This window comes from Ornithinimicrobium murale (assembly GCF_003352835.1).
Taxonomy (GTDB): domain Bacteria; phylum Actinomycetota; class Actinomycetes; order Actinomycetales; family Dermatophilaceae; genus Ornithinicoccus; species Ornithinicoccus muralis.
This window is the reverse complement of sequence record NZ_QLVD01000029.1, coordinates 21762-35170: the sequence shown is the minus strand read 5'-3', so window position 1 is coordinate 35170 and position 13409 is coordinate 21762. Positions and strand designations below refer to the sequence as shown.

The window sequence follows — 13409 nt, the reverse complement described above, 5'->3', positions numbered from 1 at the left end:
GCCCGAGGTTCCCCGACCCGCCTGTGATCCCGCCGCGGGGCCGTCCCGGGCCACATAGAGTGACGCCCATGGCACACGGTCATGACGTCGGCGAGGGTGCGCCCGCCACCGACCTCGTGGTGGCCTACGCCTTCGCGCCCTTCGTCGACACCGCTGCGATCGTCGCAGCCAAGCGGGTCCGGGCGGCCGGTCGCCCGGTGGACGTCCTGCAGAACGACATGTCCTCCCTGCGGGACACCGACCCGGCACTGGACCAGATCGCTGGTCCGCTCGTGCGACGCAAGGTCGCGCTGGCGACCCCGACCCTCTTCTCGTCCTGGCGGGGTGTGCGCACCTTCGTCGAGGCCGGGCTCGGCCAGGCGCTCGAGTGGGACGGCGACGGTCCCGGCTACGAGCGCGTCTACAGCCGGGCCCACTGGGTGCCGAGCCACTTCCTCGCGGCGCGGTTCAAGCAGCTGCGGCCCCACGTGCGCTGGACGGCCGAGTTCTCCGACCCGCTGTCGGTCTACGTGGACGCCAGGGAACGGCACACCGACGTCGCGCAGGGGGAGTTGCTGGACGAACTCACCACGGCGGTCCGGGCCGCCGGCTTCCCCCCGCCGGGCGACAACCTGTTCAGCTGGGTCGAGACTCTGCCCTATGCCCTCGCCGACGAACTGCTGTTCACGAACGAGAACCAGCGCGACCTGATGATCGGCCGCATCGCCGACGAGGGGCTCGCGGCTCGCGCGAGGGAGCGCGCCGTGGTGTCTCCGCACCCGACCCTGCCGCCGGAGTTCTATCGCCTGGGTGACCCGGTCGAGGACCTCGATCCGGACCGACGGCACATCGGCTACTTCGGCAACTTCTACGCCAATCGCAGCATGACCAGCGTGGTCGCCGCGCTCAGCGTCCTGCCACCGGATCTGCGCGACCGCCTGCAGCTCAACATCCACACCGCCAAACCGGACGCCCTGATGAACGCTCTGCGGGGTCTGGGGCTGTCCGGGGTCGAGCTGGTGCGGGCCCGGCCCTTCGTGGGATATCTCGACTTCCTGGCGCTGAGCACGCGGATGGATGCCCTGCTCATCAATGACGCGGTCACCCGCAAACTGTTCCCCGCCAACCCGTTCCTGCCGTCCAAGTGGAGTGACTACCGGGGCAGTGGCCGCCCGGTGTGGGGCGTGGTGGAGGCCGGGAGCCCGCTGGCGTCCCAGCCGCTGGACCTCAGGTCACCCGTGCAGCACACGACCGCCGCCGTCCAGGTCCTCGCGCAGATCGCATCCGCCTGACGGTCCACCCGGACGACGAGCGTGCGGATCACGTCCGCGTCACGGTCCCCTGGGGCGAGCTCGCGGGTCGCGTCGGCCTATTCGTCTCCCACGACCAGACGGCTCAGTATCCGAGCGGGCCGGCTGCGCAGGAAGCGTTGCTCGACCTCCGTCCGGACCGCCACCGAGGCAGGCTGCCACCGCCGCTCCTCCGCGTGCGCCAGGATGCGCTCGGCCGCCGCGTCCACACTGTCGACCACCCACTCGGCCGGGAACAGGCGGCGTGCGCCGTCGAGGCTGGCGAACACGGGCCAGTTGCGCACGACGGGCACGGCACCCGAGGCGGCGCCCTCCACCAGACCGAGGCCGAAGGACTCCCGTCGGCTGCTGCTCAGCACGAAGCCGACGGACCTCAGGTGCGGTGCGATGTCGGAGGTCGGTGTCACGAACTCCACGCCACCCCGGACGTCCGGTGCCGTGAGACGCTCGCGGAACCGCTCCGCATACTGCACACCCGAGGTGACCGCCGTGGTCAGGAAGTCCGATCCCACCAGCACCAGCGTCCACTCGGGGTCGACCCGCCGGAGACGGCTGAGGACGTCCAGGGCCCACACCGGATCCTTGACCGGCTGTGCCCACCCGATGATCAGCATCCGGCGCAGGTGGCCCGGGGTCTTCTCGGTGGGGATCCGGGTCGTGTCGACGGCGTTCGGGAGGACGTGGACGGTGGTTGCCGACAACCGGTCGCCGAGCAGCCGACGGACCACGTCGCGCAGGTGCTCACTCACCAGGACCAGGTGGTCGACGCGAGACCAGTCGATGAGGTGGATCCAGGCTGAGAGGGCATCCATGCTGTGGATGCGCAGCGTGACCCGGACCCCCTCGGGCACCTGCATGAGCGCCACGAGCGCGCCCCGATCGGCCCAGTCGATGAACACGGCATCGGCCTGTCCGAAGAGCTCGGTCAGCTCCGGGTCGGTGACGTCCTCGCCGAGGGCCTGCCGCAGCCGTGCCTCGATCGGCTCCGGTCGGACACCCAGGCCCTTCACGGTCGAGCCACGCCCGGTCCAGGCGTGCTCCCGCAGCCGGACGTCCGGTCGCGACTCCAGCTCCTCCACGAGCTGGGCGGAGAACCGGGGATAGGAGCCGCGCAGGACGACGACCCGTGTCGGCCCGTCCGGGTCCCGGTCGGGCTGGGTGGCCCGGGACGCCCGGGGGACGGGACGGGCCAGCACCTGCCCGACCCGCGAGGCACGCCAGCCGGCGAGAAAGTCGTCGGGGTCCTCCACCAACGGTGTGGCCAGCTTGTCCGCGTGCAGCTCCACGTGGAAGAGGAGGCCCAGCGCCAGGGTGGTCAGCGCGGCCGCCCGGGCCACGTCGGTCTCGAGCAGGGAGTCGATCACCGGCAGCAGCTCGGCCGCGCTCCTGCGCAGGTCGGCATGCTCGTGGCCGGCGGCCGAGGTCTGGATGTGGGCGACCAACGCCTGTCGGCGCACGACCTCCACCGGGTCGGGATCACTCAGCCGCAGGTAGGGCAGCAGGCGCAGCGCCTCCTGGTGGTGGCCGGCGCGGGTGAGCTCGGACAGGAAGGTCGTCAGGTCGTCCTGCGCCTCCTCCGGGGCCGGCGGCTGCAGCAGGGTGACCCGCTCTGCCAGCTCGTCGGCGAACTCGGCGCTGCGCACTCCCTCCCGAGACGCGGTGCGGAGGGTCGACCAGACCCGACCCAGCCCGGCCCAGCCGCGGAGGTCCTGGTGCGGCACCCGCACGCTGCGGCCCGCGATGACCTCCTCGAGTGCGGCCTTGGCCGGGTCTCCGAGGGCGATGACACCGTCCGACCAGTCCAGCAGCCGCAGCACCGCCGGGTCGAGCCTGCTCGCGCCGACCAGGTCGGTCCGGTCACCACGCCAGTGCTCGCGGGGCGTCGAGATCAGTTGCCGGAGCCCCGCGCTCGAGCGCACGAGACCGGGGCGGATGCGACGCTGGGCGAGGAAGTCCAACTGGCTGCCGGGGTCCCCCTCGAGCCACACCAGGGCGACCTCGTGCCCTGCCCAGGTCAGACCCTGCAGGTGGTGGCGCACCCGGGTGAACTCCGCGGCGTCGTGGGCCAGCGCGACCAGGCGCTGGGGCCGGCTCACCGACAGCACCTGGCCGTCCGCCGGCGGCGGACTCAGCGCCGGTGCCTCCTGGGGTGCTGCCACGGCGCGAGTCTAGCGAGACGGCGCGCCGCGACCGGCCGGTGCGCGGGGTCCGATCGAGCGTGACCGGCCACGGAACTCCGCCACCACGGCGGCGTCGCCCTGCCGGGTGACCGTGACGTCGGTGATCCCGTTGCGGCCGTAAGTGGTTCGCTCGGCAGCGGTGGCCAGCAGGACATCGCCCAGGCGTGCCGCGGCGACGAAGGAGATCTCGCACGTCGCTGCGACCGTCGGGGACCCACCGGCGTTGCAGGCCAGCGCGAAGGCCGAGTCCGCGAGCGCGAAGATGAAGCCGCCGTGACAGATGGCGTGCCCGTTGACCATCGCCTCGCTCACGCTCATCCGGGCGGTCGCGGACCCCAAGGCCCCGTCATGTGTGACCTCGAGACACTCGATGCCCAGGCCGGCCGAGGCGCGGTCGTCGGCCCACATGGCCCGCACATGGGTCAGGTCCGGTGTGGCGGCGTCCGGGTCGGTCACGTCTCCGTCTCCGGGCCGGGTCGTCGCATCACGTTCTCAGCCTAGCCACCGGCTGGATCAGCTGCGGGCCGGGCGACGGAATCGTGCCAGCACGCCCGATCGTGCCACCATGTCCGGCGTGGGACGGGGCCGGGCGATCGCGATGGTCGTGATCGGGACGATCTTTGTGGCGCTCGGCGTGCTGATCTGGTTCGTCGACCCGCAGAGCTGGCCCCTGGCCGCGGCCGCCGTCCTCTTCTTCGGCGCGTGCGTGGGCGTCGGGGTGCTGGAGCTGCTCGGCGGCCGGGTCTCCACGGTGGTGCGGGCCCGGATGATGGGGCTGATCTCGATGCCCATGGGGTTGGGGTGCGGGGCGCTGGCCCTGATCGCGTGGGACGACCCGCGCGTGATCGACCGGGCGCCGCCGGCGGTGACGGTCGCCTTCGGGCTGATCGGCCTGGTCTTCTTCGGAGGTGGCGGTCTCCTGCTGCTGATCCGCGGCGGCCGGCCCTTCGGCGTCGACCGCGCTGACTACCGGCGACGAAACCGGCGCTGACGACCCGCGCTGACGACTCGGGGCCGGCGCCCGAGTCAGGCCTGCTCCTCCAGCGCGGAGCTCACCCGGTAGCGCCCGCCCGGGAACGCCGCGTCCAGCGCGCGCAACTGCTGCACGATGGTGGCCGCCCCGATCTCGGCGAGCCACTCGTGGGGTCCCTTGGGATAGTTCGTGCCCAGCTTCATCGCGGTGTCGACGTCCTCGGCGGTCGCCTCGCCGCGGCGCACCAGGTCGACGCCCTCATTGACCAGCATCGCGATGGTGCGCGCCACCGGGTCGGTCTCGATCGGGCCGCCCACGAGCTCCCTGGCCCGGGCCTCGTCCGGGGTGACGTCGACGGGCTGCCCACCCTCGGCATACTCGAAGTAGCCCTGCCCGGTCTTGCGCCCGAGGCGCCCCGCCTCGACCAGCTCGCGCTGCACCGCGACCGGTTCGTAGCGCGGGTCCCGACCGGTCTGCAGCCACACGCTGGTGCCGACCGTGAGGTTGACGTCCTGACCGATCAGGTCGGTCAGCTCGAACGGCCCCATCCGAAAGCCACCCAGCTCGCGCAGCGCGAAGTCCAGTGTGGCGGCGTCGGCGACCCCGGCCTCCAGCAGACGCTGGGACTCGCCGTAGAAGGGCCGGGCCACCCGGTTGACGATGAAGCCGGGGGTCGAGGTGCACAGGACCGGTGTCTTGCCCCAGTGCTCCATCAGTTGCTGAGCGTCGGCGAGCACCTCGCGGGAGCTCTGGGTGGTGCGGATGACCTCGACGAGCCGCATCAGTGGGGGCGGGTTGAAGAAGTGCAGCCCGATGACTCGCTCCGGCGTGCCCAGGTTGGCGGCGATCGCGCCCACGTCCAGGCTGGAGGTGTTGGTGGCCAGCACGGCCGACTCGTCCTGGGTGTCGTCCAGCGTCGAGAAGATCTCGTGCTTGACGGCGAGCTTCTCCACGACGGCCTCGATGACCAGCCCGACCGGGGGCAGCTCCTTGAGGTCACCGTCGGCGGCGGGTCCGATGACGATGCGCTCCAGGGTGGCCGCACTCTCCTGGTCGGTCAGTTTCCCCTTCTCGACCAGGCGGGTGAGGGTCGCGGCCAGCTTCTCCCGTGCCGTCGCGGCAGCCCCCTCCGCCGCATCCACCAGGTGCACCTCGTGCCCGGCCGCAGCCGCGACCTGCGCGATCCCGGCCCCCATGGCACCGGCTCCGACAACGGCAACAACGGTCTGGTCTGTGAGTGGCATGCGCCTCATCAAATCAGACGGCACCCCGCCGACCCGCGCGTGCGGTGGGGTCAGGCCCGGGCCCGGTCCCGCAGTTCCCTCAGCAGGGCGAGGTCGGGGTTGTCGACCTCACGGGAACCGGGAGTCTCGAGGATGAACGGCACCCCCGCGGTCCCGGGATGGGCGAACAGCTCCTCGAAGGCGCCGGTCCCGATGTGCCCGGCACCGATGTTCTGGTGGCGGTCCCTGAAGGCGCCCCGCACGTCCATCGAGTCGTTGGCGTGGATCAGCCGCAGCCGGCCCGGTCCACCGATCTGAGCGATCCGGTCCACCGCCGCGCCCGCCCCGCCGGGCTCGTCGAGCGGCTCGCCCGCGGCAAAGACGTGGCAGGTGTCCAGACAGATCCCGGCCTTCGGGTGGAAGTCGAGTGCCTCCAGGTAGCGGTGCAGGTCCTCGACCCCCGCGCACAGCGAGCGTCCCTGTCCCGCAGTCGGTTCCAGCAGCAGCCACGGCGCTGCGTCGTCCTCCAGCGTCTCCAGGATCGGCAGCAGCCCCTCCCGGACCTGGGCCAGCGCCGCGTCGAGCAGCCCCGGGTCGCCGCTGGCGTCGACGAAGGAGCCGGTGTGCACCACGACGCCCTCGGCCCCGACCTGGGCGGCGCGCAGCAGGTTGTGGGCCACCGTGTGCACCGACCTCTCGTAGGTCGCAGCGGTCGGGCTCCCCAGGTTGACCAGGTAGGGCGCGTGGACGAAGGCCCGCACCCCGCGCTCGGTCAGCGCCCGCGCGAAAGCGGCGTCGTCGGCCGGCTTGCCGGAGCTCAGGGCCCAGCCGCGCGGGTTGCCGGCAAAGATCTGCAGCGTCTCGGCGCCCATCTCCAGGGCGGTCGTGAGGGCCCCGGCGACCAGCCCCTTGCCGACGGGCACGTGGCTCCCGATGGGGTTGCGGACGGCATGGTCGGGATGCGGAGTGGCGGGCACAGCGGGACAGGTTACGTCGTGCGCACTGCCAGCCGGTCTGGCAGGGCGACCCGGCGCATGCTCGGGGCCATGGCGATGGGGGTCGCCCTGCAGGGGTCGGGCGACGCCGCACCGCTCAGCGGATGTCGTCGTGCTGGAGCGGGACCAGGAAGGCCCGCCGCTCACAGATGAGGTCTCCGCGAAAGAGGAAGACCTCACCCATGACCATGCGCTGTCGTGTCCCGTCCGGCTGCGGAGCGACCCCGTGGATCTCGGCCATCACGGTGTCACCCTCCTCGACCAGGCGCACGACGTCGAGGGTCGGCAAGCCGCCCTCGCCGCCGATCGCCGCCCGGTAGGCCTCCTTGCCCGACAGTCGAAAGTGGCCGTAGACCGTCCAGACGATGTCATCGGTCAGACAGGACAGGATCTGGTCGGGGCTGCCCGTGCGGAATCCCTCCAGATAGCGCTTGACGACCTGCTTGTGCGGGGTGTCGGCAGACATGGTGTCCCTTCGTGCGGTGCTGGTTGTCGTGAGTCACTGACTCCGCGCGAGGTCAGGACTCGTCGGTCGTGTGGCGAGTGTGTCAGCGGCGCCACACCTCGGCATCGGTGACGAACGCTGACGAGGACGGTCCGGTCGAGCCGCTGCCCACGGAGATCGCGCCGGGCAGGCGACGCCCACGCACCGTGATCTGCCCGTGCCCGCAGGGGCCGAGCACGAGATGCAGGCTGTGCGGCACCCCACCGAGCGGGAACTGGTCGGTGGTGAAGCTGCGGATGTCGAGCACGTCGGACATCCGCACCTCGACGGCACCGGCCCGGGCCCACAGTCCACGGGCCATGTCCAGGTGCATCACCACCGGGATGCGCCGGTGCACCGGGTCCGGCCAGGGCAGCCCGTCCATCTCCGGGAAGTGGCGGGTGAAGTCGTCGGTCACCACCTGGGCGAGGTGGCGGTTGGCGGAGTAGACGGTCACCCCGTCCGGCCGCCAGAGGATCAGGACGTCGCCGGTGCCCTCGGGTGACCAGCTGACCCGCCACACGGAGGCGTACGCGGTGCACTCCCCGGCCTCGTCGAAGAGCTGGATCCCGGGGTTCGCGCCGATCAGGACGGGGGTCCGGTCGTCCGGGTCGGAGACCGCGTCGGAGGCCGGTGCGCGTCGGGCAGCCGCAGCGGTGCCGCCGGAGACCATGGTGAGCGCCCCACCGGCAGCGACGGCACCGGCACTCGCGAGCAGGCCACGCCGCGGCAGACCCTTGCCCCGCCCGACCGGGGACACGCCATCCCGGACGGTGGTCGCCGGCGTGCCCGTGGCGCGGACCGTCCCTGAGCGGGTGCTGCTGCGGGTGGAGCGGGTCATGGTGCCTCCTGGGTCGAGCCGAACGTGGTGTGATGACCCGACCACCCCGGCGGCACCGCCACAATGGATTCGATCCTGCTCGAAAGGTCCGCATGCCGATCCACATCCGCACCGATGCCGCGACCCTGGCCCGGTCGCGCTTCGGCATCTCCCCGGCCACCGAGGTCGTGGGTGTCGTGCAGAGTCGGGGGCGGCACCCGATGCCGCACGTGCGGCGGTGGTATGCCGAGGCTCACCAGAGCCTCCCGGCGCATCACCTGGAGGTGCTGCAGTCCCTGGTCCCGGATGCCCGGGACCACCCGCACGTGCCGGACTTCCTGACCCCACCTCCCCGCGGCACCACCGAGTCGATGAGCGAGGTCGTCCGACGCATCGCCAGCACCCCGACCGAGGTCGTCGACTACCACCTGGACATCGGGCTGCGCGGCCGGACCGTCCACCCGGACGTGGTCGCTCAGTGGCCCGGACCCACGGCATACGAACGGTGGCGCAGGGCACCCGGTGACCACCTGCAGCGGCTGCTCACGCAGGGGGCACGGTCCGTCGCGGAGCAGGCGGCGGCGGCGATGCAGGCCTTCTTCGATCGGGTGCTGGACCGCGAATGGGGCGCGGTCCGGACCGTCCTGGAGGCCGACATCGCCCACCGTGGTGAGGTGGCGGTGCACCAGGGAGTGGCGGCCCTGCTCGCAGGACTCGGCGAGGGGTTCCGCTGGACCGGGACCGAGGCGGTGCTGGAGCGGCCCTACGAGGGCATCGTCGACTGGGCCGACGACGGGATGCTGCTGGTGCCGAGCGTGGTGCACGCCGGCCCGGTGCGCTTCTCCGCGGAGGTGCCTGATCCGCCGGTCGTGATCTATGCGGCCCGCGGGGTGGCCGGACTGTGGGGTGAGCACCAGGCCGTCGCACAGGTCGGGCCGGTCGTGGAGCTGCTCGGTCGGACCAGGGCCCAGGTGCTGGCGCTGCTGGACGACCCGTTGACCACCAGCCACCTCAGCCTGCTGGGCGGGTGGTCGCAGGCGACCGTCTCCCACCACCTGGGGGTGCTGCGCCGGGCCGGTCTGGTCACCGGCACGCGGCAGGGGCGTGCGGTGTTCTATCGGCGCACGGAGCTCGGCTCCGGTCTGCTGTCCGGACCGCGCGGCTCGGGGTAGCGACGGCGCCGCGTCACAGGCCTCTCGGCCCGGCGTCTCTAGTGGCGTGATCGGCCCGGAGGGCGGCGTCCAGGGTCGACATCAGGTGTGCCACCCGGCTGCGGCCCTCGGGGGCTGTGGGATAGCGCATCAGCACCTCGCGCAGGACGGGTGTCGCGCGGCCCCGGGCCGATCGCGGCCTCCCCGACGGCGGGGTCGCCGGCCGCCAGCTCGGCTGCCCTCGCGGCGTGCGCGGACGCCCGCAGGATGTGACCGACCTGAGTGGCCTGGTGCAGTGGGTGCAGGTAGGCCGCGGCCGCCGCATCGCCCGCGGCACGAGCCGCATGGGCTGCGGCCTCGTCGGAGACCTCACGTGCGGCGCGGTGGGCGTCGGCGCTGGTCACCCGGTGGAGCCTCCCTCTGGGGGCGCCGTTCGCGAACTCACGCGCGGCGTCGAGGGCCGCCCGGGGGCGCGGGTCATCAGGGTCGGCTGCCTCGGAGATGCCCAGGACCTCCTCGGCGCTGGTCAGCGCGAAGCGGGCGACCGCCCGGAGTTCCTCCGCGGTCAGACTGAAGTCGCTGCTCGGGGCCATGCTCCCTAGTGTCGCCCACACCGACCGCGCGTTCGGTGGCCTGGAATCTCGCCGCGCCGTGCGTTCGGTGGCCTTGAATCTCGCCGCGCCGCGCGCTCGGTGGGGAGGTGGAGCGCAACACCGCGCGCTCGGTCGGGGATGGGGGTGCTGGGAGCCGTGACGGTTAGGGTGGAATGGTGACTGAGACAGCCCCCGGAGCAGCCCTGCTCGAGACGCACGCCGAGGTGCTCGACGCGGCCACGCACGCCCTGGCCACCCGCGAGTTCTACAGCCGCTACCCCGAGTCCCCGTCCCCGCGCGTCTACGGCGAGAACGCGGCCCAGGACGGGCAGTCCGCCTTCGAGGAGGCACGCAACGCCGCCTACGCCCCGCTGGCGGACCAGCCGAGCACCGGCGAGGAGGTCGGCGCGGAGGTCTCGCCCTACGGCCCGCCGTTGGGCGTGCGCTACCCGGAGCTGGACATCGTCGCCGGCGTGGCTGCCGCTCAGGCCGCGATGCCGACCTGGAGGGACGCCGGCGCCCGCACCCGCGCGGCGGTCTGCGTCGAGATCATCGAGGCGATCAACAAGCGCAGCCACGAGATGGCCAACGCCGTCATGCACACCTCCGGCCAGCCGTTCGTGATGTCCTTCCAGGCGGGCGGCCCGCACGCCCAGGACCGTGCACTCGAGGCGGTCGCCGCCGCTCTCGTCGAGCAGGAGCGGGTGCCCGCCTCCGTCACCTGGGAGAAGCCCACCAAGGGTGACCCGATCCGGATGCAGAAGGACTACCGGGTCGTGCCGCGCGGGCTGGCGCTGGTCATCGGGTGCAACACCTTCCCGACGTGGAACGCCTATCCGGGCCTGTTCGCGTCGCTGGCCACGGGCAACCCCGTCATCGTCAAGCCGCACCCGCAGGCGGTGCTGCCCCTGGCGATCACCGTCTCCATCGCACGTGAGGTGCTCTCCGCGGCCGGCTTTGACCGGGCCCTGGTGCAGCTGGCCGCCGAGGGCGAGCCGGTCGAGGGGCAGGACGGGCTGGCCAAGACCCTCGCCCTGCACCCGGCGATCAAGATCATCGACTACACCGGCGGTCCCGGCTTCGGCGGCTGGCTGGAGCGCGAGGCCGGCGCCGACGGCACGCTGGTCTACACCGAGAAGGCCGGCCTGAACACTGTGGTCGTCGACTCCACCGACAACCTCAAGGGCCTGCTCGGCAACCTGGCCTTCTCCTTCTCGCTCTACTCCGGCCAGATGTGCACGGCGCCGCAGAACGTCTACGTGCCGAGCGGTGGGGTGAGCACCGACGAGGGTGAGCTGACCCACGAGCAGTTCGCCGAGAAGCTCGCCGGGGCGATCACCGCCTTCAACAGCGACGACGCCCGGGCCGTGGAGATCCTCGGCGCCACCGTCAACCCCGACGTGCGCTCCCGGGCCACCGACGTGCCAGGCCTGGCGGAGCGGCTCGGCGGCCAGGTGATCCTGGACGCCCGGCCGATCACCCACCCCACCTACCCGGACGCGGTGGTGCGCGTCCCCGCCCTGGTCGGGGTCGACGCCGCCAACCTCCCGGCATACAGCCAGGAGTGCTTTGGCCCGGTCGCCTTCGTGATCCGCACCGAGGACACGGCCGCCTCACTGGACCTGCTGCGCTCGACGGTGCGGGAGCACGGGGCGATGACCGCCTCGGTCTACTCCACCGACCAGGACGTGCTCGAGGACGCCCGCGACGCCGCAGCAGATGCGGGCGTTGCCCTGTCGGAGAACCTGACCGGGCAGATCTTCGTGAACCAGACCGCGGCCTTCAGCGACTTCCACGGCACCGGGGCGAACCCGGCGGCCAACGCGGCCTACACCGACGCCGCCTTCGTGGCCAACCGCTTCCGGGTCATCACCAGCAGGCGTCATGTCTAACCTCGGGCTGGGCCGGGCCGTGACCCGGGCGACCCGGTCGGCCATGAAGCAGCGGCGCCGCGAGGCCACTGGCGACTGGCGGTCCCGCGACCGGGACTCGGCCCTGACACATCACGCCCGCGGCTCGACCCTGAACCGCAAGGTCTTCCAGGTCGTGGCCTTCGCCGAGGCGTTCACCTGGGCCGGGCTGCTGGTCGGGATGTACTTCAAGCACATCGCGGAGACCAGCGAGGTCGGCGTCCAGATCTTCGGTCCGCTGCACGGCGCGATGTTCCTGATCTACCTGCTCGTGGCCTTCACCACCAAGAGCGTGTTCGGGTGGAGCGGGAAGATCCTGGTGCTGGCCCTCGTCGCGGCGGTGCCCCCGTTCATGACGGTGGTCTTTGAGCGCTGGGCGCTGGCCCGAGGCCTGCTCGGCGATACCGCGCCCGCGGAGGTTCCTCAGGAGGGCTAGCGCCGGAGGGCTCCCAGGTCATACGGTGAGAGGCACCCCAGAGCGGTCACGGTCCAGTGACCCGAGGAGCGGGCCACCGGCCGGGGCCGGGACAGCGAGCACACACATGGCTAGTAATCGCGGCATCGCCTACCTCGAACCGGGCAAGACGGAGGTTCAGGACATCCCCTATCCCGAGTTCGTCCTGCAGGACGGACCCGGTGTCAACCCGGACAATGTCGGTCGCCCCGTCCCGCACGGCGCCATCCTCAAGGTCGTCACCACCAACATCTGCGGCTCCGACCAGCACATGGTCCGGGGCCGCACGACCGCGCCTCAGGACCTGATCCTGGGCCACGAGATCACCGGTGAGGTCATCGAGACCGGCCCCGGTGTGGAGTTCATCAAGAAGGGCGACCTCTGCTCGGTCCCGTTCAACATTGCCTGCGGCCGGTGCCGCAACTGCAAGGAACGGGCCACGGGCATCTGCCTCAACGTCAACCCCGACCGGCCCGGCAGCGCCTACGGCTATGTCGACATGGGCGGCTGGGTCGGTGGCCAGGCCGAGTACGTCCTGGTGCCGTATGCCGACTGGAACCTGCTGAAGTTCCCGGACCGGGACCGGGCGATGGCCAAGATCATGGACCTGACGATGCTCTCGGACATCTTCCCGACCGGCTTCCACGGAGCGGTGAGCGCCGGGACCGAGGTCGGGTCCACGGTGTATGTCGCCGGAGCCGGCCCGGTCGGCCTGGCTGCGGCGGCCTCGGCGCAGCTGCTCGGTGCCGCCGTGGTCGTCGTCGGTGACCTCAACGAGGAGCGGTTGGCCCAGGCCCGCAGCTTCGGTTGCGAGACGGTCGACGTGTCCAAGGGCCCCGTGCCGGACCAGCTGGAGCAGATCCTCGGCGTCCCCGAGGTCGACTGTGGCGTCGATGCCGTCGGTTTCGAGGCCCGGGGCCACGGCGAGAACGCCGGCACCGAACAGCCTGCTGCCGTGCTGAACTCGCTCATGGACATCACCCGTGCCGGCGGTGGACTGGGCATCCCGGGCCTCTATGTGACGGGCGACCCCGGCGGCGTGGACGAGGCGGCCAAGGAGGGCTCGCTGTCGGTGCGGCTCGGACTCGGCTGGGCCAAGTCCCACTACTTCGTGACCGGCCAGTGCCCGGTGATGAAGTACCACCGCGGCCTGATGCAGGCGATCCTGCACGACAAGGTGGACATCGCCAAGGCCGTCAACGCCACCAAGGTCTCCCTTGACGAGGCGCCGCAGGCCTATCAGGACTTCGACTCCGGTGTGGCCAAGAAGTACGTCATCGACCCGCACGGCATGGTCGCCTGACCGGGCCGGTCCCCGCTGCGTCACCAGGGGGCCA

At 71.8% G+C, this 13409-nt stretch carries 13 protein-coding genes; 6 read left to right on the top strand and 7 right to left on the bottom strand.

Annotation, left to right across the window (positions count from 1 at the left end):
* Window positions 1-68: 68 nt before the first annotated feature.
* Complete coding sequence (locus tag DPQ65_RS13810) at window positions 69-1271, top strand: glycosyltransferase family protein (RefSeq protein ID WP_114907936.1); 1203 nt, start codon at window positions 69-71, stop codon at window positions 1269-1271.
* Between the two features lie 77 nt (window positions 1272-1348).
* On the opposite strand, the gene DPQ65_RS13805 is transcribed toward DPQ65_RS13810, so the two are convergent.
* Window positions 1349-3448 (bottom strand): glycosyltransferase family 4 protein, encoded by a 2100-nt coding sequence (locus DPQ65_RS13805; protein WP_114907935.1) that lies wholly within the window; start codon window positions 3446-3448, stop codon window positions 1349-1351.
* 9 nt (window positions 3449-3457) lie between these two features.
* Window positions 3458-3925 (bottom strand): hydroxyphenylacetyl-CoA thioesterase PaaI, encoded by a 468-nt coding sequence (gene paaI / locus DPQ65_RS13800; protein WP_238146865.1) that lies wholly within the window; start codon window positions 3923-3925, stop codon window positions 3458-3460.
* Between the two features lie 109 nt (window positions 3926-4034).
* Here paaI and DPQ65_RS13795 point away from each other — a divergent pair, with 109 nt between their 5' ends.
* Window positions 4035-4460 (top strand): hypothetical protein, encoded by a 426-nt coding sequence (locus DPQ65_RS13795; RefSeq protein ID WP_114907934.1) that lies wholly within the window; start codon window positions 4035-4037, stop codon window positions 4458-4460.
* Between the two features lie 35 nt (window positions 4461-4495).
* On the opposite strand, the gene DPQ65_RS13790 is transcribed toward DPQ65_RS13795, so the two are convergent.
* The 4 genes from DPQ65_RS13790 to DPQ65_RS13775 form a co-directional block, all read right to left on the bottom strand.
* A complete protein-coding gene (locus DPQ65_RS13790) occupies window positions 4496-5686 on the bottom strand; it encodes a 3-hydroxyacyl-CoA dehydrogenase NAD-binding domain-containing protein (RefSeq protein WP_114907933.1) in 1191 nt (396 codons plus the stop codon).
* 50 nt (window positions 5687-5736) lie between these two features.
* Complete coding sequence (locus DPQ65_RS13785) at window positions 5737-6642, bottom strand: deoxyribonuclease IV (protein WP_114907932.1); 906 nt, start codon at window positions 6640-6642, stop codon at window positions 5737-5739.
* Window positions 6643-6757: 115 nt separating this feature from the next.
* Complete coding sequence (locus DPQ65_RS13780) at window positions 6758-7126, bottom strand: nuclear transport factor 2 family protein (RefSeq protein ID WP_114907931.1); 369 nt, start codon at window positions 7124-7126, stop codon at window positions 6758-6760.
* Between the two features lie 82 nt (window positions 7127-7208).
* A complete protein-coding gene (locus DPQ65_RS13775) occupies window positions 7209-7985 on the bottom strand; it encodes a hypothetical protein (protein WP_114907930.1) in 777 nt (258 codons plus the stop codon).
* A 92-nt stretch (window positions 7986-8077) separates the two neighbouring features.
* On the opposite strand from DPQ65_RS13775, the gene DPQ65_RS13770 reads away from it, so the two are divergent.
* Window positions 8078-9136, top strand: a complete 1059-nt coding sequence (locus tag DPQ65_RS13770; protein ID WP_114907929.1) for an ArsR/SmtB family transcription factor — start codon at window positions 8078-8080, stop codon at window positions 9134-9136.
* 38 nt (window positions 9137-9174) lie between these two features.
* Here DPQ65_RS13770 and DPQ65_RS13765 read toward each other — a convergent pair whose 3' ends face one another.
* Window positions 9175-9708: a putative immunity protein gene (locus DPQ65_RS13765; RefSeq protein ID WP_238146864.1), complete on the bottom strand. Its 534-nt coding sequence runs from the start codon at window positions 9706-9708 to the stop codon at window positions 9175-9177.
* A gap of 176 nt (window positions 9709-9884) precedes the next feature.
* On the opposite strand from DPQ65_RS13765, the gene paaN reads away from it, so the two are divergent.
* From paaN to fdhA, 3 genes are all read left to right on the top strand, one after another.
* Entirely contained in the window at window positions 9885-11600 is a 1716-nt protein-coding gene (gene paaN, locus DPQ65_RS13760) for a phenylacetic acid degradation protein PaaN (protein WP_238146863.1), read from the top strand.
* On the top strand, window positions 11593-12054 hold the full coding sequence (locus DPQ65_RS13755; RefSeq protein ID WP_238146862.1) for a DUF3817 domain-containing protein: 462 nt from the start codon (window positions 11593-11595) through the stop codon (window positions 12052-12054). Before paaN ends, DPQ65_RS13755 begins: the two co-directional genes overlap by 8 nt.
* 106 nt (window positions 12055-12160) lie before the next feature.
* The gene (gene fdhA / locus DPQ65_RS13750) at window positions 12161-13375 is read left to right on the top strand and encodes a formaldehyde dehydrogenase, glutathione-independent (RefSeq protein ID WP_114907927.1); all 1215 of its coding nucleotides are present in this window, start codon (window positions 12161-12163) and stop codon (window positions 13373-13375) included.
* Window positions 13376-13409 lie beyond the last annotated feature (34 nt).

Coding starts and splice junctions, on each gene's coding strand:
- DPQ65_RS13790 (WP_114907933.1), bottom strand. CDS start 5,686: ATGCCACTCACAGACCAGACCGTTGTTGCCGTTGTCGGAGCCGGTGCC.
- DPQ65_RS13795 (WP_114907934.1), top strand. CDS start 4,035: ATGTCCGGCGTGGGACGGGGCCGGGCGATCGCGATGGTCGTGATCGGG.
- DPQ65_RS13810 (WP_114907936.1), top strand. CDS start 69: ATGGCACACGGTCATGACGTCGGCGAGGGTGCGCCCGCCACCGACCTC.
- DPQ65_RS13765 (WP_238146864.1), bottom strand. CDS start 9,708: ATGGCCCCGAGCAGCGACTTCAGTCTGACCGCGGAGGAACTCCGGGCG.
- DPQ65_RS13780 (WP_114907931.1), bottom strand. CDS start 7,126: ATGTCTGCCGACACCCCGCACAAGCAGGTCGTCAAGCGCTATCTGGAG.
- DPQ65_RS13775 (WP_114907930.1), bottom strand. CDS start 7,985: ATGACCCGCTCCACCCGCAGCAGCACCCGCTCAGGGACGGTCCGCGCC.
- DPQ65_RS13755 (WP_238146862.1), top strand. CDS start 11,593: ATGTCTAACCTCGGGCTGGGCCGGGCCGTGACCCGGGCGACCCGGTCG.
- DPQ65_RS13770 (WP_114907929.1), top strand. CDS start 8,078: ATGCCGATCCACATCCGCACCGATGCCGCGACCCTGGCCCGGTCGCGC.
- fdhA (WP_114907927.1), top strand. CDS start 12,161: ATGGCTAGTAATCGCGGCATCGCCTACCTCGAACCGGGCAAGACGGAG.